The organism is Lolliginicoccus suaedae, assembly GCF_008312885.1.
GTDB lineage: Bacteria > Actinomycetota > Actinomycetes > Mycobacteriales > Mycobacteriaceae > Lolliginicoccus > Lolliginicoccus suaedae.
The window spans coordinates 62,495-79,829 of the sequence record NZ_VSSO01000006.1 but is presented as its reverse complement, the minus strand read 5'-3'; the positions used below and the strand labels follow the sequence as shown (position 1 = coordinate 79,829).

The window sequence follows — 17,335 nt, the reverse complement described above, 5'->3', positions numbered from 1 at the left end:
TGGCGCCGATGGCGCCGCCGCGACTAGGAGGACATGATGGCTGGATCGTTGCGCGAGGAATTGCTGGCGGAAGGCACGAGGGATGCGTTCGTCGCGGAGGCGCGCGCGGTGCTCGATGCCGAGGTGAAGGCCAAGCGTGGCCCCGGCGGCATGATGATCAAGGGTGCCTACAAGACGGTCAACGCGGTGCACGCGTCATTCGTCGACTCCGTGCTGCGGGCGCTCCTGCCAGATTTCCTCGCGGACCTGCAGCCGCACTGGGATGCGTTCCAGGCCGACGGCTCCGAGGATTTCGGCAAGTACCTGGCGCAGCATGGTGACGCGGCCGCCGATTCGCTGCTCGCTGTCGTTGATCGTCGCGCGGAGGGCTCGTCGTACAAGAGCGTGGTCAAGCTGTATGGCCAGTTGCGGGGCCAGGCGCACAAGCATGTGGTGCAGGCGCTTCCTGCCGTGGGCGAGCTGATCCAGCGCAACATGCTCCGTCCGTGACGGTGGGCTAGCCCGCCCGCTGCTCTAGCTCGTTCGAGGGCGCAGCTCGCGCGGGGGTGGTTGGGGCTCGCCGCCACGCACGTACAGTGCCATGCCCGAGCCCGGCAGCGCGTCCGGGATGCTGACCCCTTGGTCGTCGGGGGAGCAGTGGATGGTCCGGTCGGTGGCGATATCGTGCCAGGTGCCGGGCGGGAAACGGATGAGGGTGCGCGCCCACTCGGCGGGGTCGTCGTCGATATCGGTGGCGATGTCGTGGTTCAGCGATCGCAGGACGAGGCATATTGCTTCGGGCAGGGCGTGGGGCCTGCCGCGCGCGAACGCGACGACATGGGTCTGGCGGGGACCGGTGGCCGACAGGGGCTCGTACTCCCCTCCGCCGAAAACCTCGGGCCGCTCTGCGCGCAGGGCGAGCGCGGCGGCCAGCAGCGTGCCGCTCCCCTCCGACTCGTGGGTGATGATCGGGCTGCCTGGCCCGAGCGCGTCGATGAGCCGCGCCTCCGGGGTGCTGCCGGCGGGCACGAGGGTTCGTGGCCAGTGGCGCGCGACGTGGGCCCGCATCAGGTGGAACTCGGAGCGTGGCACGTAGTGCTTGGCGAGAGTGTGGTCGCGACCGTTGTGCCCGGCGAGGACGCCTGCGGTGGTGCGGGTGAGCTCGATGGCTACCGTGCCGTCGATGCCCGCGGGCAGATCGGGATCGCCGGAGCGGGGCAGGGGCATGGGGGCCTGGACCAGCACGAGCTTGTCGCGGCCGACGAGCGCGCGCAGGCGCGCGGTGGCATCGGCGAGGGAATCGACCGTGCCGATGCCGATGAGGACCACGCCATCGAGGAGCTCATGCTCGAGCGCCCGGCGCAGCTCGCTGGCTTCGGGCGTGCCTGCGGCTGGCAGCGCGGCGAGCGAGGGGAGCGCGATCAGCAGCCGGGCCGAGGTGCCGGGCTCGTCGAGCAGGCGCGTGAGCCCGGCAGTGCCCGCGCCGAGGACGGTTGACGGGTGCACGGCGGCGTGGGAGCAGCGCGCGGCATCGGCGTGGCCCCGGAGACGGGCGAGCGCTTCGGTGGCATCCTGCCCGGTCCTGGGCGGGGCCACCCGCGGCCAGTAGACGCTGGTCACGCTTGGTCGGCTGGGGCTGCTAGGGGGGCTCACGGCTCCATCGTCTCACCACCAGGCGGTGGCGTCCCCGAGTTGCCGGTCAAGCTCCGGGATCATCGACCGCACGTAGCTAGCGGTGAGGTGGTTGAAGTCTCGGTAGACCGCGATATTGCCCTCCGCGGCACGGCAGGTGGTGGGCCGGCAGATCGCATCGGACATGTCCAGCGAGACCATGCCGGGAATCTGCTCGGCCCATTCGTCGGCAGGGTTGGTGGCCTTGAGCACGGTGCTGCGGGGCGCGCCGCACTGCTCGGGGGTGTTGCGCCCGGCGAGGCAATCGGCAGGACCGGGAAAGGGCCACAGCCATGGGTTGTCGCGCAGGCCGAGGACGTTGATCCCCGCGCTGGATAGTGCCGTGAACGCCTCGATGTAGTTGCCGGGAATGAAGTCGCCGGTGCCATCGTGGAGGGGCCGCGTGCTGTTGGTGAGCACGAAGCCGGGCTGGGTGGCGACGAGGTGCTCGGCGAGGCGGAGGTTCCAGTCGCGGCACTCGGGGTAGGGCAGGCCGTCGAAGTGACGGGGGTCGGGCTCGTCCCACATGGGGCAGCCCATCTTGACGATGACGGTGACGCGGAAGCCACGAGCGAGGCCGATGGGGTGCAGCGCGCTGATCCACTGCTCGGCGTGGGAGCCGCCGACGAGAGCGAGCGTGCGGGAAGCGCTCGTATCACCGTATTCGCAGATGATCAGTTCCGCGGTGAAGTAGTCGGCGATGCATTTGTCCTCGGCGGTGACCGGATGGTCCTGCTGGATGTCGAGCGGGTCGGGGAAGATGCGCGCCTCGGGCACGGGCGCGGCGTCGGTGAGGGCGAGGGCGCCGGGGTGCGTGCGCGAGCCCGGCGGATCGAGGAGCGAGGAATCGCGGTTGGCGATGTAGCCGAGCCATCCTCCGGCCGCGGCGAGCATGAGGACCGTGGCGAGACCGAGCGCGATCGCGGGGTAGGTGGAGCGGCGCTTCCAGCGGCGACGGGATTCGCTGGGGGCGGGATTGCGGGAGCTGTAGCGCAGCGGTGCCTCGATGTAGCGGAGAGTGAGCCACGCGCAGCCCAGCGATACCGCGATGATCGCGAGGCCCTCGATGATCGTCGCGGCGGGCTTGCCGGTATGGATCAGGTAGAAGATCAGGATCGGCCAGTGCCACAGGTAGAAGGCGTAGGCCAGCGTCCCGAGCCACACCAGGGGCCCACTGCCGAGCAGGGCGCGCACGGGATCGCTGCGTGTGGCGTTCGCCCCGGCGATGATGATCGCGATCGCACCGAGCACCGGGACCAGGGCCCAGGGGCCCGGGAACTGGGCGCGCCCGTCGAGGAGGAGCCCGGTGGAAGCGATGGCGGCGAGGCCGCCGAGGGCGAGCGCGGGCCGGGCGGGGCCGGGCACCCGGATGAGCGGGAGGAGCGCGGCGATGGCCCCGCCGAGCAGGAGCTGCCAAGTGCGCGCGAACGTGTCGTAGTAGTTCCAGGAGGGACGCGAGACGACATGGATCGCGGCGTAGGAGAACGAGGCGATGGTGACCGCGAGGATGACGCCGGTCGCGGCGCGGGCGGACCAGATGTGGCGGCGGGGGTGGCGCCGTGCGACGGCTTGCGCGATCCACGCGGTGGCGTAGGTGGCCAGGAGAGTGGCGAGGAAGAACTGCCCCTGCACCGACATCGACCACAAATGCTGCAATGGGCTGGTGGAGGGGTCGGCGGCGAGGTAGTCGCCGGCCTCGATGGCGAGGTACCAGTTCTGGTAGTAGCCCGCGCTCGCGAGGAGTTGCTGCGCGATGTCGTCCCAGCGGGTGAACGGGATGAGCAGGTATGCCGCGATCATCGTGGCAACGAGCACGGTGAGCAGCGCGGGCAGCAGGCGCCGGGCGAGCCGCTTGATCACGGGCAGGGGGGAGAGGTCAGTGCCCCGCCGGATGGTGCGCAGCAGCATGCCGACGAAGAAGAACCCGGACAGGGCGAGGAAGACGTCGACGCCGCCGGAGACGCCGAGCGCCCAGACGTGGTAGGCGACGACCAGCAGGATCGCGAGCCCGCGCAGCCCGTCGAGGTCCAAGCGGTACTGCATGGCCGGAGCAGGCATCCGGGTGTCGGTGGCAGAGTGTCGCGTGATCGGCGCGTTCATGGCGAGTATTCACGATACCTTGGGCGGGATTCATGCTGACGCCGTGTGAGCAATTGCCGGACTTGTACGTAATGCGGCTTTTCCAGGCCCGGTGAAATTTGCGTTGTCGCCCGTCCGAAGCACCAGGAATGTCGGACCGCCGGACTACCGTATGCATCATGTCGACCACTCTGGATCACCATCCGGATGGGCCCTCCCGGCCCGCCGCGACAACGCTCGACGAGGCGTTCGCCCCGCTGCGCCGGGAACTGCTCGCGCACTGCTACCGGATGCTTGGCTCCTTCCATGACGCCGAGGACGCTGTGCAGGAGACCTACCTGCGCGCCTGGCGCTCGTACGCGAGCTTCGAGGGACGCTCCTCGGTGCGCACGTGGCTGCACCGGATCGCCACCAACGTGTGCCTGACCATGTGCCAGTCCCGCAAGGCTCGCGCGCTGCCACGTGGGCTGGGCCAGGAACGCAGCGATCCCCGGGCAACGCTCGAGCAGAGCAACGAGATTCCCTGGCTCGAGCCCTTCCCTGGTACGGCTACCTCCTCTGGTGCCGACCCCGCGACCGCGGCCACCGAGCATGCCCGGGTCCGGCTCGCCCTCATCGCGGCGCTGCAGCACCTGCCCGCCCGGCAGCGCGCCGCCCTGCTCATGAAGGAGGTCCTCCAGTGGAAGGCCAGCGAGATCGCCGATGCACTCGGCACCACCACCACGTCGGTCAATAGCAGCATGCAACGGGCGCGTGCCCACCTCGCGGAGCTCGCGCTCGACGAGGACACTCTCGCCGAGCCCGATGACCACTCAGCCCGCGAGCTGATCGGTCGCTACGCCGCAGCCCTCGAGCGCAAGGACATCCCCGCCATCGTCGAGCTCTTCACCGCGGACGCGATCTGGGAGATGCCCCCGTTCCTCGGCTGGTACCAGGGGCCCGCCGATATCGGCGCGCTGATCGACACGCAATGCCCCGCCGGGCCCGGGGAGCTGCGTGCCCTTCCGGTCATCATGAACGCGCAGCCCGCGCTCGCCGTCTACATCGCCGCGCCCGGCAACCGGTGGGAGGCATTCCAGATCCAGGTCCTCGACGGCGATGGCCAGGGCAAGCTCTCCCACGCCTACGTCTTCTTCGACACCGCCCTCTTCACCGCGGCAGGGCTGCCCCTCGCGCTCTCCGGTGCGGAGATGCGGCTCCGCGAGCGCCGCGCCTGATCCGGCCTGGCTCGATTTCTGCCACGCGCGGCGATACTGTCGTGCATCGTGGTGGACTACGCACAGACCCGGGTCGCGAAGTGGGATGCCCGCGCGATCAGCGAGGCCGACGCCGCGCACGTCTGGCACCCCTACGGCGCGTTCCCCCCGACGACGCGGCCCCTGGTCGTCGATAGTGCCCGCGGGACGCGGCTTCGCCTCGCCGACGGCCGCGAGGCCATCGACGCCATGAGCTCTTGGTGGGCCGTCATCCACGGCTACCAGCACCCCCGGCTCGACGCTGCGGCGCACGCGCAGATCTCCCGCATGTCCCACGTCATGTTCGGAGGCCTCACCCACGAGCCCGCCGCGCGCCTCGCGTCGCTGCTCGTCGACATCACCCCGGAGCCGCTCACCAAGGTGTTCTTCGCCGACTCCGGCTCCGTCTCCATCGAGGTCGCGGTCAAGATGTGCCTGCAGTACTGGCGCAGCCTCGGCAAGCCCGCCAAGAACAAGCTCCTCACCTGGCGGGGCGGCTACCACGGCGACACCTTCACCCCGATGAGCGTGTGCGACCCCGACGGCGGCATGCACTCCATGTGGACCGATGTGCTGCGCCCCCAGGTGTTCGCGCCACGCCCGCCCGCCGAGCATGACCCTGCCTACACCGCCGAGCTCGAGCGCTTGATCGCCACCCACGCCGATGAGCTCGCCGCAGTGATCGTCGAGCCCGTCGTGCAGGGCATCGGCTCGATGCGCTTCCACCATCCCGGCCACCTCGCTGACCTGCGTCGACTCTGCGACAAGCACGGCGTGCTGCTCATCGTCGATGAGATCGCCACCGGGTTCGGCCGCACCGGCAGCCTCTTCGCCATCGAGCAGACCGGAATCGCCCCGGACGTGATGTGCATCGGCAAAGCGCTCACCGGCGGCTACCTCACCCTTGCCGCCGTGCTGTGCACCGACGAGATTGCCGGGACCATCAGCGACTCTCCCGCCGGGGGACTGATGCACGGCCCCACCTTCATGGCCAACCCGCTGGCCTGCGCCATCGCCGTGGCCTCCACCGAGCTCCTGCTCGAGCAGGACTGGGCGACCACCGTGTCCGGCATCGAGAAGCAGCTCGCGGAGGGGCTCGCCCCGGCCCGCGACCTGCCAGGCGTGGTCGATGTGCGCAGCAAGGGAGCCATCGGGGTGATCGAGATGCGCGAGCCCGTCGACATGCAGCTCGCCACCGACATCGCCCTCGAGCACGGTGTCTGGCTGCGCCCGTTCCGGACCCTCGTCTACACCATGCCCCCCTACATCAGCACCCCCAGCGACCTCGCCGCGATCACCACAGCGATGGTCGCGGTCGCCGCGGCCCACTCCGGCGGGCCGGGCGCGTGAGCGGCCCCGTGGACCCCCTCGGCTGGCTCGACGACGCGGCAGCGCTGCGCCGGGAGCGGGGCATGCAGCGCGTGCTGCGGCCACGCCAGCCGCACGAGACCGTGATCGACCTCGCCTCCAACGACTACCTCGGCCTCTCGCGGCATCCCGAGGTCATCGACGGCGCCATCGAGGCCGTCCGGAAGTGGGGCGCGGGCTCCACGGGATCACGCCTGGTCACCGGCGACACCATCGAGCACGAGCAGCTCGAGCAGGAGCTCGCCGCGTTCACCGGTGCCGCCACCGGCTTGGTGTTCGCCACCGGGTACGCCGCGAACCTCGGCGCAGTGACCGCGCTGAGCGGCCGCGACACCCTCGTGGTGTCCGACCGCACCAACCACGCCTCCCTCGTCGATGCCTGCCGGCTCTCCCGCGCGCGCACCGTGATCGTCGCGCACCGCGACCTCGGGGCGATGCGCGCGGCCCTCGAGGACCGGGACGAGGAGCGCGCGCTGCTCGTCACCGATTCCGTGTTCAGCGCGGACGGGGACCTCGCGCCGCTGCGCGCCATGCACGCGATCTGCCGGCAGACCGATGCGGTCCTCATCGCCGACGAGGCGCACGGCATCGGCGTGCGTGGCGACGGTGGGCGCGGCCTCGTGCACGAGTGCGGCCTCGCCGGCGAGCCCGACGTCATCATCACTCTCACCCTGTCGAAAGCACTAGGCAGCCAGGGCGGCATGGTGCTCGCCGATGAGAGGGTCCGCGACCACCTCATCAACACCGCGCGCAGCTTTATCTTCGACACCGGGCTCGCCCCCGCCCCGGTTGGTGCGGCGCGTGCCGCTCTGCGGGTGCTGCGCCGCGAGCCGCAGCGGGCCTCTGCCGTGCTCGACCATGCGCGCGCCCTCGCGGCCGCCGCCGACGTCACCGAGATCCCGGAGTCTGCCGTGGTCTCGGTCGTGCTCGGGGACGCCGCCACCGCGGTCGCCGCGGCGGAGCGATGCGCGAAGCTCGGCGTGCGCGTCGGCTGCTTCCGGCCGCCGTCCGTGCCGCCAGGTACCTCGCGGCTCCGGCTGACCGCGCGGGCGGACCTCACCGAGCCCGAGATAGCCACCGTGGTGGAGGTGCTGCGCACCGTGCTCGGTGAAACCCGATAGACGACCCCCGGAACACCCCCCGGAAACCCCCATTAGGTACCCCAGCGCAGGGAGCAACAGTGAGCATCCTGATCGTCACCGGAACCTCCACCGAGGTAGGCAAGACCGCCGTCACTGCCGTGCTCGCGGCCATCGCGCACGACGCGGGAGCCAGCGTCGCGGTGTGCAAGCCCGCGCAGACCGGCATCGACGACAACGAGCCAGGCGATCTCGCCGAGATCGAGGCGCGCGTGCCGGGCATCCACACCGTGGAGCTCGCGCGGTACCCCGAGCCGCTCGCCCCGCTCACCGCCGCCCGGCGCTCTTCCCGGCCACCGCTGCGGCTGCCGGACCTGATCGCGGCGGTGCGGGAGCTCGACGAGCTGCATGACCTCGTGCTCGTCGAGGGCGCCGGCGGCCTGCTCGTGCAGCTCGGCGCCGAGGGCTTCACCCTCCGCGACCTCGCCCGCGCGCTCGATGCACCAGTAGTGATCGTCGTAGCGCCCGGCCTCGGTACCCTCAACCACACCGCGCTCACCGTGGAGGCACTGCGCCACGGAGAGGTCGGCATAGCAGGCATCGTGATCGGATCATGGCCCGCGGAGCCCGATCTCGCCATGCGCTGCAACCGGACCGACCTGCCCGGGATCACCGGCGCGCCCATCGTCGGAGCAATCCCGGCGGGCATGCCGCTCACTGAGCGAGACACTTTCGCCAGCGCCGCGCGGGGCTGGATCGAGCCGCGATTCCAGGATTCCTACCTGCGCCGACGCGACACGTCGGCGGGAGCATTCACACTTTAGTGAGACGGTAAGGCACACTGAAATAGCGTGGGGCAGGTCACGAGGTGCTCGGACCACTGCCCCCGAAACCCGCGCGGCCAGGGATAGGATCGTGCGGCGCAGTACACCGAAGAGGAGAGCTCCTAGTGACCCAGGCACCCGCTCAGACCACCGAAACAGGCGAGCCCGGCGCGGCCACCGACATTCTCGCGATCGCGCGGGAACAAGTGCTCGAGCGTGGCGTGCCGCTGCGCACAGAGCAGGTGCTCGAGGTGCTCCAGCTCGACGATGATCGGCTCGAGGAGCTCCTCGCGCTCGCCCATGATGTGCGCATGCGCTGGTGCGGCCCCGAGGTCGAGGTCGAGGGCATCATCAGCCTCAAGACCGGCGGCTGCCCCGAGGACTGCCACTTCTGCTCGCAGTCCGGGCTGTTCCAGTCGCCCGTGCGCAGCGCATGGATCGACATCCCCAGCCTCGTCGAGGCCGCGAAGCAGACCGCCAAGAGCGGCGCCACCGAGTTCTGCATCGTCGCCGCCGTCCGCGGTCCCGACGCCCGGCTCATGTCGCAGGTCGCTGCCGGCATCGAGGCGATCCGCAACGAGGTCGATATCCAGATCGCGTGCTCGCTCGGCATGCTGACCCAGGAGCAGGTCGACCAGCTCGCCGCGATGGGCGTGCACCGCTACAACCACAACCTCGAGACCGCGAAGTCACACTTCCCGAACGTTGTCACCACCCACTCGTGGGAGGAGCGCTGGGACACCCTGCGCATGGTCCGCGAAGCAGGCATGGAAGTGTGCTGCGGTGGCATCCTCGGCATGGGCGAGAGCCTTGAGCAGCGCGCGGAGTTCGCCGCCCAGCTCGGCGACCTCGAGCCCGATGAGGTTCCGCTGAACTTCCTCAACCCGCGCCCCGGCACCCCCTTCGGTGACCTCGAGGTGCTGCCCGCGACCGAGGCGCTCAAGTCCATTGCCGCGTTCCGGCTCGCGCTGCCGCGCACCATCCTGCGCTTCGCCGGTGGCCGCGAGATCACCCTCGGCGACCTTGGTGCCAAGCAGGGCATGCTTGGCGGCATCAACGCCGTGATCGTGGGCAACTACCTCACCACCCTGGGGCGCCCCGCCGAGTCCGATCTCGATCTGCTCGGCGAGCTCGAGATGCCGATCAAGGCGCTCAACGCCACCATCTAGCACGATCAGTGATGCATATAGCCCCCTGGCCGCCCACGGTGGCCAGGGGGCTGTTCCAGCCAAGCAGGAGGGCACAGCGGTGACGATGACAAGCATCCCGGACAGCACGGCCGGAGATCCGCGCGTGCCCGCTCCCCGGCGCGAGCGCATTGCCAAGGTCCCCGCGGCCAAGGAGATCGCTCCGCGCGACGGCGGGCCGCTCGGCAGCGAGCAGCGCTTCAGCGTATACACCGGCAGCGAGCTGGCTGCCGACGCGACGATCCCGTCCGCCGCGCAGCTCGGGCTCGAGCCGCCGCGCTACTGCGGGCAGTGCGGGCGCCGGATGGTCGTGCAGATCGATCCCGTCGGCTGGTGGGCGCAGTGCTCGCGCCACGGCCGCATCCACAGCAACGAGATCGCCGGCTACCGGTAGCTCTCGGCGGATTCTCGCGCGTGGCTCGCTGGCCTGCCCGGACCGCGAGTGTGCGGGGGTCTGCCCAGCCCGCGAAGGTGCGAAAAGCGACACGTTTCCGCTCGGGAGCTGTCGTTTTTCGCACACTCGCGGCCGAGCGCCGAGCGCCAAGCGCCAAGCGCCAAGCGCCAGGCGCCTAGGCAGGCCTCACCGCCCGGTCCATCGCGGCTCCCGGCGCTCATCGAACGCAGCCATGCCCTCCTGGGCATCGTCGGAGAAAGTCGCTTCCGAGGCGATGTCGGATTGCCGCTCGAACGCCTCCTCGGCGGGCCAGCCGGATGATTCGTCGACGATGCGGCGGGTCAGGGCGAGCGAGAGCGGGGCATTCGCCGCGATCTGGCCTGCCAGCACCCGTGCTTCCCTGAGCGCCTGCCCGGGCTTGGTGAGCCGGTTGACGATGCCGAGCTGGTGGAGCCGCTCCGCCGGGATCTCGCGGCCCGTGAGGGTGAACTCGAGAGCGGAGGCCCGCGGCAGGCGCTGGGCGAGCCGGAGCACGCCGCCCGCGGCAGCGACGAGCCCGCGGGAGGGCTCGGGCAGCCCGAAGCGGGCATCGCGCGCGGCGACGATCATGTCGCACGCCAGCGCTACCTCGAACCCGCCAGCGAGGGCGTGTCCTTCCACCGCGGCGATCGTCGGCAGGGCGGGTGGCAGCGCTGCGATGCCGAGCAGTCCGCGACGGGGCGCCACGGGGAATTCGCCGCGGGCGGCGGCGCGCAGGTCCATTCCGGTGCTGAAGTCCCCGGCAGCGCCGGTGAGGATGACGACCTGAGTCTGCGGATCGGATTCGGCGTCGTCGAGGGCTTGCTCGAGGGCGAGCGCGAGATCGAGGTCGATGGCATTGCGGGCGCGGGGCCGGTTGAGGGTGAGGGTGCAGATGGGCCCATCCCAGTCGCGCAGGAGAGCGGGCGTGGCGCGGGTGGCGCGCGCATGCTCCGCCGCGCGGGCGAAGCCCTCGCCGTCGACGCTGCTGATGGTCACTTGCTCGCCGTCGCGGAGGAGGTCCATGCCGATGAGATCCTCGGCGAGGGCTCGCTCGATCAGCGCGGGGTCGGTGGATCGGGTGAGGATCCGGGTGCCGTCGTCGGCGAGCGAGGCGAGGATGGCGGCGTCGGGTGTGCCGTCGGAGCCGTGGGTGACGGTCCAGGCCTCGATGATGCTGGTGCCGTCGTGCTCGGCGGTGGCGGGGCGCGCGGGCGGGCGCGACCAGCGGGCGGCGGCATCGATGTCGGTGAAGGGGATGGCGGGTGGCGTGGTGGATACCGCGGTGGCGGCGTGCTTGGTGGCGTACCAGCCGAGCGCGGTGGATATCCCGATCGTCCCGGGCTCGCGGCGGGCGGCCCGGATCACTCCGGCGAGCCCGTGGGTGGCGTAGTTGTTGAGCGGGCCGCCGGCGAAGGTGAGCCCGCCGGTGCAGGTGAGAGGCCGCGCGGCGTCGCTCGGGTCGAGGCCGAGCTCGCGGGCGGCGGCGATCACGGCATAGGGGAAGCAGGAGTACAGGTCGATGTGGTCGGCTTTCGCGGGCTCGATGCCGGTGTGGTCGCGCAGCGCGTCGCCGATGCGTCCTATCGCGGGGATCGTGGCGAGGTCGTTGCGCTCGGAGACGAACCATTCCTCGGTGGCGTGCGCGCCGCCGTGGGGGAAGACCCAGCGGTCCTGGGGGATTCCGGCCTGCTCGGCGGCGTGAGCGCTGCACAGCAGGATCGCGCCGCCCTGGTCGACGGCCGGGTTGGCGGTCATGAGCTTGGTGTAGGGCGTGGCGACGGGGCGGTTGCGGGCGGTGGGGGTGCTGATCTGCTCGGCGGTGTGTGGCTCGGGCAGCCAGGCGGCGGGGTTGGTGGCGGCGACCCCGGAGAACCGTGACCACAGCTGGGCTTCCCGGGTGGTGTGCTCGTGGGGGGCGAGCTGGAGGCTGGCGCGCAGGGCGCTGTCCATGAGCGCGTACATGGGGGCTGGGGCGAGCAGGCCGACGGCTTCCTCGGCCGCGTTGTTGCCTTCCTTGTCGGAGCCGAGCAGCAGGGGGGCGAAGGGCGTGTGGTGGTCGGTGTCCCATTGCTGCGGGCCGTGCTCGGCGAGGGTGGCGAAGGCTTCGGCGCCGACGGTGATCGCGTGGTCGAGCTCGCCGCGGGCGATGGCGGTGGCGGCAGCGTTGGTGAGCCGGAGCGGTCCGTCGCCACCGAGGGGCGCGGACTGGGCGAGGTCGGCGCCGGGGGTGCCTAGCATGGTGGCGATCAGTGAGGCGTGGTGGGGGCCGTAGGTCCAGGAGGTGCTGGGCACGGCGCTGATGCGGGTGCGGAGCGTGTCGGGCAGGTGGTCGAGGTCGGCGTCGGCGAGCGCTGCCCGGGCCGCTGCGGTGGCGAGCTCAAGGGGGGAGCGGGGTCCGGATTCGTCGGGCCGGTGGGTGATCTCGCCGATGCCGACGATGACGGGTGTCCAGGGGTCGATGCGGGTGCCGCTGGCGTGGTGGAGGATGGGCTCGGGCCGGGATCCGGGGATGGTAGGGGCGGGTCGCTCGGCGAGCGCGGCAGCGTTCCCGCCATCGGTGAGCATGGCCTGGAACCGGGCGAGGGAGTCCTTGGTGGCGTTGTTGAGCGCGCGGGCCACGAGCGCGCCCATCGGCCCCTTGAGGGAGTCGCTGTGGAACCCGCTGGTGATGGTGAGGGTCGCGGTGTCGCGGGGCGCGCTAGTGACGCTCACGCCGATCCCGGCCTGGGTGTTGAGCGGGCCGGCGCCCTCGAGGACGAGGGTGCGCGGACCGATGCTGGTGATGCGCCATTCCATGCGGATCGGGGTGCCGAGGACGCGGAGGGTCTGGGCGAGGGTCGTGCCGGTGGCGAGGCTGGTCGGGGGCGGGGTGCGCCAGCTGGCGTGGAGGGTGAACCATTCGTCGAAGCGCGCGAGGTCGGTGACGGCGTCCATGACGGCTTGCGGCGTCGCCTCGATGCGCGCTTGCTCGGTGAGCGCGTGCGCGTACTCGCGGCTGAACGTGATGGCGGGCGCGGGAACCTGGGCGGAGCGCTTGCCGGCGCCGGGGGCGAGTGCTGCGATGAGCTGGCCGGGCAGCGCGAGGATGCGCCGGGGCGAGGGTAGCGAGAGTGTCGGGCGTGAGGGGTTCATGGTCGGCCTTCCCGCATCGTGAGGTATGTGAGACTACTTGTATCACCATAGTGGTCGGGCGCGGGATGGCCATCACATTTCAACCGCGGCGGGCACTAACGAGTTGCGCGGATCGTTGAGACACTAAAGGGTGCATACCAGCACCAGCGCGACGCGGCGCCCGGGGGAGACCACGGGCGCACCGGACCCTCACGATCGAGGAGACAACAATGAGCAGCCCCATGAGCAACGCCGCCCGGCTCGGGCTTCCCACGCCCCCCACCGGCTGGCCCATCGGCTCCTACACCACCTACGCCGAGGCCCAGCGGGCCGTGGACTACCTTTCGGACAATCAATTCCCCGTGCGCGATGTGACCATCGTCGGCGTTGACCTGATGCAGGTCGAGCGGGTCGTGGGCCGCCTCAACTGGCCGCGCGTCATCGGTGGCGCTGTCGTCTCCGGCGCCTGGATCGGCATCTTCATCGGCCTGCTCATCGGCCTGTTCACCGAGCAGCTATGGGGCGCGCTGCTCACCGGTGTCACCTTCGGCATCCTCTTCTGGGTCGTCATGCAGTCGGTGCAGTACGCGGCATCCCGCGGTCAGCGCGATTTCCAATCGACCATGCAGCTCGTCGCGGGGCGCTATGACGTGCTCTGCGACCCCCGCACGGCGGAGCAGGGACGGGACCTGCTCGCGTCGCTCTCCGGCGGTACCGCACACTAGCAGCATGCCGAGCTTCCCCGATTTCTCCGATCCTGGCCCATCCGGCGCCCAGCCCGACGTTCCCGCGCTGGTTCGCGCGCACGTTACCCAGGCGCTCGATCTGGGCGAGCCCGCAGCGGCCTCCGTCACATTCCTCGGGGTGGAGCCGATCACGGTTCTGCGGTACGGGCCGTCCGCGAGCCGCATGGTGCACTACGTGAGCTGCGGGTGCAGCGCGAGCCCCATGGGCGACCCCGCGGACATGCTCGCCGACCCGCAGCGGGGCCCGCGCGCCGAGATCGTGCTGCGCCTGCTCGGTGGTGCCGACGAGGTGCTCCGGTCCCTGGCGGTCATCTCGGCGGCGCCGGCCGTGGAGGGACTCATCCTTGCCGAGGATGCGCTCGTAGACCTCAGCGAGCCGCTGTGGCCGGGCTCAGCGTTCACCGCGGTCCTGCTCGGCGCCAGCCTCCTGCCGCCCATGGAGCTGCCGGAACCGAGCAGCCCCGTCGAGTTCCTCGACGCCGTTCCGATCACCGCGACCGAGGCGGCGTGGATGCGCATCAAGGGCGCGGGAGCGCTCCGCGATGCATGGGCCGAAGCAGGCATCGACACCACCGACCCGGGACGGTCCGCCGTGCGGATGACCTGAGCGGGAGCCTGGAGCCGCTAGGCGGGCACAATGAGGTGATGCGCATCGACCTGCACGCCCATTCCACGGCCTCCGATGGCACGGATACCCCTGCGGGCCTCATCGCCGCGGCGGCGCGCGCAGAGCTCGATGTGGTCGCGATCACCGATCATGACACCACCTCCGGCTGGCAGGAGGCCGCGGCAGCGTTGCCCGCGGGCCTCGCCCTGGTCCGTGGGATGGAGATGTCCTGCCTCGGCCATGGCGAGGACGGCTACCCGGTGGCGGTCCATCTGCTGGCCTACCTGTTCGACCCCGGCCACGAGGCGTTCGCTGCCGAGCGGCAACGGCTCCAGCAGGCACGGCGCGAGCGCATCCGGCTGATGGCCCAGCGCATGCGCGACGACGGCATCCCCGTCGATCCTGACGCGATCATCGCCGGAGCCGGGAACGTGGTGGGGCGGCCCCATCTCGCCCGCGCCCTGCTGGACCTGGGTGTCGTGGAGACGATCGGGGATGCGTTCCTGCATCACCTCTCGCCGCGCGGCCCCTACTTCGCGCGCATGGCCGATACCTGGCTCGACGATGCCGTAGCGATGGTCCGCGCGGCCGGTGGGGTTCCCGTCCTCGCGCATGCCCTCGCGCGCAAGCGAGGACGCGTGCTCGATCTCGAGCATGTCCGCGTGCTCGCGGAATCCGGGCAGCTCGCCGGGCTCGAGGTCGATCATCCCGACCATGAGGAGAAGGATGCGGCGATCCTCGCGCGCCTCGCCGCCCGGCATGGCCTGATCACTACTGGCTCGTCTGACTACCATGGCGGGAACAAGACCATCGCGCTGGGCGCGCGGACCACTGCGGCCGATCAGCTCGACGAGCTCGTCGCCCGCGCGACCGGCGCAGGGATCATCCAGCGCTAGCGGCCCAGGCCTGTCCGAAAGGGGAATCGGTGGCGTACTACCCGGCTACCGGGGGCGCTCCCGGGGACGATGACAATGTCGTTCCCGTGGCGCGTTCTGCCCGCGAGCGCGATGCCTTGCTCTGGGCGCGGCAGCCTGCCCCGGGATCCCGGCCCGCGCGCGAGCACGAGGAGCGCCACCGGTGGCCGCGGCGCCGTGATGCGTGGCCGGTGCGGCTGCTCCGGTGGGCATCCGGGCTGGTGGCGGGAGGACTCGTGGCCCTCGCGCTCGCGGTCGGCCTCGTGGCGACGTTCTCCGATGACTGGTCGATCGCTGGGCCGGGCCCGGCGTCCATCGCCTGGCATGCCATCGGGGCGGTGATCGCGGTGGGGGCTCAGGTCGCCGCTGACCGTTCCCGCGGCCCCATCGCGGCATCCTGGAGTGTGCTGGTGCTCACAGCGGGAGCTCTCTTGCTGCTCACGCAGTGGTGGAGCTAGGTTTCGATGCGGTATACGGGTTGAACGCGGCAGGCGCGGAGTGGCAAACTGTGAAGGCTGAAGCCGGTGCCACAGCCCCAGGCGGAGGTACGATCGCCGCACCAGGCTGGCGCGGCCCGGGTAATCCCCGCGGCCAGCGCGATCTGCTGCGCGGCGCGAGCCCGACTGATGCGATCTTCATCAGGTTCTCCGGCTGTGAAGCGCAACCAGGCTCACCATCCAATTGCTGGCCAGCGCTGCCGCGAGTCCTGCGCCGCATGAGGCGGTACCGCGTACTCCGCGCGAGCAGTGCGGGTAATGTCTGACAGACCAAAGTGTCGTTCCGCGATGTTTCGTGCCCGCGGTTCGCCAACGCTACCGGCCGGGCAATGCCAGGCCGAGACAGTGTAGGAGTGTTCAACGTGTCCACCGATGCCGCCCAGGGCAGTGCTACCACCGCGTCAACGGATCCCGGTCCGATCACCGAGGCCGAGATCTTCGCGAGCCATGAGGGCGGCAAGCTTTCCATTGAGCTGACGTCCCCGCTCGATACCCAGCGGGACCTCTCGATCGCCTACACCCCGGGAGTGGCGCAGGTCAGCCGTGCCATCGCTGCCGACGAGACCCTCACCGCCCGCTACACCTGGACGAGCAGGCTGGTCGCTGTCGTCAGTGATGGCACCGCGGTGCTTGGGCTCGGGGATATCGGCCCGCGCGCGTCGCTGCCGGTGATGGAGGGCAAGGCCGCGCTGTTCAAGTCCTTCGCCGGGCTCAACTCGATCCCCATCGTGCTGGACACCAAGGATGTCGATGAGATCGTCGAGACGCTGGTCCGGCTGCGCCCGACGTTCGGCGCCGTCAATCTCGAGGACATCTCGGCGCCGCGCTGCTTCGAGATCGAGCGCCGCGCCAAGGAAGCCCTCGACTGCCCCGTCTTCCACGATGACCAGCACGGCACCGCGATCGTGGTCCTCGCTGCCCTCAACGGCGCGGCGAAGGCCCTCGGCCGCGAGCTCGCTCCGATGCGCGTGGTCATCGCGGGCGCGGGCGCTGCGGGCGTGGCGTGCGCCAACATCCTCCTTGCCGCGGGCATTCCCGATGTGGTGGTGCTCGATTCCAAGGGCATCGTCGAGCCCGGGCGGGGGGATCTCAACGATGTCAAGCGCGAGCTCGCATCCCGCACGAACCCGCATGGCCGCACCGGTGGCGTTGCCGAGGCGCTCGATGGCGCTGATGTGTTCCTCGGGGTCTCGGCGGGCAAGGTTCCCGAGGCGCTGATCGCGACGATGGCTCCGGGCTCGATCGTGTTCGCCCTGTCCAACCCTGATCCGGAGATCCATCCCGAGATCGCGCGCAAGCATGCTGCCGTCGTGGCGACCGGCCGCAGCGACTTCCCCAACCAGATCAACAACGTGCTCGCGTTCCCGGGCATCTTCAAGGGCGCGCTCGATGCGGGGGCGCGCGCCATCACCGAGGGCATGAAGCTCGCCGCGGCGGACGCGATCCTCGCGGTGCTCGGCGACGAGGTGTCCACCGACAAGATCGTGCCGAGCCCGCTCGATCCCCGCGTGGCTCCAGCCGTGGCCGAGGCCGTGGCGCGCGCCGCTCGCGAGGAAGGCGTCGTCTAGCTGCTCGCTCGCATGTGGCAACGCGATGGCCCCCGATCCTCGGATCGGGGGCCAT

General features: G+C 70.7%; 15 protein-coding genes. 12 read left to right on the top strand and 3 right to left on the bottom strand.

The genetic code is table 11. The features are described from left to right. Positions 1–33: 33 nt before the first annotated feature. Positions 34–489, top strand: a complete 456-nt coding sequence (locus FXO18_RS15330; RefSeq protein ID WP_149362017.1) for a DUF6918 family protein — start codon at positions 34–36, stop codon at positions 487–489. Positions 490–513: 24 nt separating this feature from the next. Here the strand turns inward: FXO18_RS15330 and FXO18_RS15325 are convergent, their stop codons facing one another. Next, positions 514–1,599: a hypothetical protein gene (locus tag FXO18_RS15325; RefSeq protein ID WP_149362016.1), complete on the bottom strand. Its 1,086-nt coding sequence runs from the start codon at positions 1,597–1,599 to the stop codon at positions 514–516. Between the two features lie 45 nt (positions 1,600–1,644). Further along, positions 1,645–3,693, bottom strand: coding sequence for an acyltransferase family protein (locus tag FXO18_RS15320; RefSeq protein ID WP_187774397.1), 2,049 nt, complete (start codon positions 3,691–3,693; stop codon positions 1,645–1,647). Positions 3,694–3,908: 215 nt separating this feature from the next. On the opposite strand from FXO18_RS15320, the gene FXO18_RS15315 reads away from it, so the two are divergent. From FXO18_RS15315 to bsaP, 6 genes are all read left to right on the top strand, one after another. Continuing rightward, complete coding sequence (locus FXO18_RS15315) at positions 3,909–4,946, top strand: sigma-70 family RNA polymerase sigma factor (protein WP_149362014.1); 1,038 nt, start codon at positions 3,909–3,911, stop codon at positions 4,944–4,946. A gap of 48 nt (positions 4,947–4,994) precedes the next feature. Then, positions 4,995–6,314, top strand: a complete 1,320-nt coding sequence (locus tag FXO18_RS15310; protein WP_235900715.1) for an adenosylmethionine--8-amino-7-oxononanoate transaminase — start codon at positions 4,995–4,997, stop codon at positions 6,312–6,314. A gap of 62 nt (positions 6,315–6,376) precedes the next feature. Next, on the top strand, positions 6,377–7,453 hold the full coding sequence (locus FXO18_RS15305) for an 8-amino-7-oxononanoate synthase (RefSeq protein ID WP_149362101.1): 1,077 nt from the start codon (positions 6,377–6,379) through the stop codon (positions 7,451–7,453). Between the two features lie 59 nt (positions 7,454–7,512). Further along, positions 7,513–8,235, top strand: coding sequence for a dethiobiotin synthase (gene bioD, locus FXO18_RS15300; RefSeq protein ID WP_149362013.1), 723 nt, complete (start codon positions 7,513–7,515; stop codon positions 8,233–8,235). 125 nt (positions 8,236–8,360) lie between these two features. Further along, entirely contained in the window at positions 8,361–9,404 is a 1,044-nt protein-coding gene (gene bioB, locus FXO18_RS15295) for a biotin synthase BioB (protein ID WP_149362012.1), read from the top strand. Between the two features lie 85 nt (positions 9,405–9,489). Then, on the top strand, positions 9,490–9,816 hold the full coding sequence (gene bsaP / locus FXO18_RS15290) for a biotin synthase auxiliary protein BsaP (protein ID WP_407936486.1): 327 nt from the start codon (positions 9,490–9,492) through the stop codon (positions 9,814–9,816). 186 nt (positions 9,817–10,002) lie between these two features. Here the strand turns inward: bsaP and FXO18_RS15285 are convergent, their stop codons facing one another. After that, positions 10,003–12,969 (bottom strand): type II toxin-antitoxin system Rv0910 family toxin, encoded by a 2,967-nt coding sequence (locus FXO18_RS15285; protein WP_149362011.1) that lies wholly within the window; start codon positions 12,967–12,969, stop codon positions 10,003–10,005. A 209-nt stretch (positions 12,970–13,178) separates the two neighbouring features. Between FXO18_RS15285 and FXO18_RS15280 the strand changes: the two genes are divergently transcribed. The 5 genes from FXO18_RS15280 to FXO18_RS15260 all read left to right on the top strand — a co-directional run bounded on the left by FXO18_RS15280 (position 13,179) and on the right by FXO18_RS15260 (position 17,280). Continuing rightward, positions 13,179–13,673: a general stress protein gene (locus FXO18_RS15280; protein ID WP_149362010.1), complete on the top strand. Its 495-nt coding sequence runs from the start codon at positions 13,179–13,181 to the stop codon at positions 13,671–13,673. Positions 13,674–13,677: 4 nt separating this feature from the next. Next, complete coding sequence (locus tag FXO18_RS15275) at positions 13,678–14,301, top strand: suppressor of fused domain protein (RefSeq protein WP_149362009.1); 624 nt, start codon at positions 13,678–13,680, stop codon at positions 14,299–14,301. Between the two features lie 38 nt (positions 14,302–14,339). Further along, on the top strand, positions 14,340–15,197 hold the full coding sequence (locus tag FXO18_RS15270) for a PHP domain-containing protein (protein ID WP_149362008.1): 858 nt from the start codon (positions 14,340–14,342) through the stop codon (positions 15,195–15,197). A 29-nt stretch (positions 15,198–15,226) separates the two neighbouring features. Then, positions 15,227–15,673 (top strand): hypothetical protein, encoded by a 447-nt coding sequence (locus FXO18_RS15265; RefSeq protein WP_149362007.1) that lies wholly within the window; start codon positions 15,227–15,229, stop codon positions 15,671–15,673. A 401-nt stretch (positions 15,674–16,074) separates the two neighbouring features. Further along, positions 16,075–17,280 (top strand): NAD(P)-dependent malic enzyme, encoded by a 1,206-nt coding sequence (locus FXO18_RS15260; protein WP_407936485.1) that lies wholly within the window; start codon positions 16,075–16,077, stop codon positions 17,278–17,280. Positions 17,281–17,335 lie beyond the last annotated feature (55 nt).

Excerpts from the sequence above, each read along its gene's own strand:
- FXO18_RS15330 (WP_149362017.1), top strand. The coding sequence starts at position 34 with ATGATGGCTGGATCGTTGCGCGAGGAATTGCTGGCGGAAGGCACGAGG.
- FXO18_RS15320 (WP_187774397.1), bottom strand. The coding sequence starts at position 3,693 with ATGCAGTACCGCTTGGACCTCGACGGGCTGCGCGGGCTCGCGATCCTG.
- FXO18_RS15315 (WP_149362014.1), top strand. The coding sequence starts at position 3,909 with ATGTCGACCACTCTGGATCACCATCCGGATGGGCCCTCCCGGCCCGCC.
- FXO18_RS15305 (WP_149362101.1), top strand. The coding sequence starts at position 6,377 with ATGCAGCGCGTGCTGCGGCCACGCCAGCCGCACGAGACCGTGATCGAC.
- bsaP (WP_407936486.1), top strand. The coding sequence starts at position 9,490 with ATGACAAGCATCCCGGACAGCACGGCCGGAGATCCGCGCGTGCCCGCT.
- FXO18_RS15285 (WP_149362011.1), bottom strand. The coding sequence starts at position 12,969 with ATGAACCCCTCACGCCCGACACTCTCGCTACCCTCGCCCCGGCGCATC.
- FXO18_RS15280 (WP_149362010.1), top strand. The coding sequence starts at position 13,179 with ATGAGCAGCCCCATGAGCAACGCCGCCCGGCTCGGGCTTCCCACGCCC.
- FXO18_RS15275 (WP_149362009.1), top strand. The coding sequence starts at position 13,678 with ATGCCGAGCTTCCCCGATTTCTCCGATCCTGGCCCATCCGGCGCCCAG.
- FXO18_RS15270 (WP_149362008.1), top strand. The coding sequence starts at position 14,340 with ATGCGCATCGACCTGCACGCCCATTCCACGGCCTCCGATGGCACGGAT.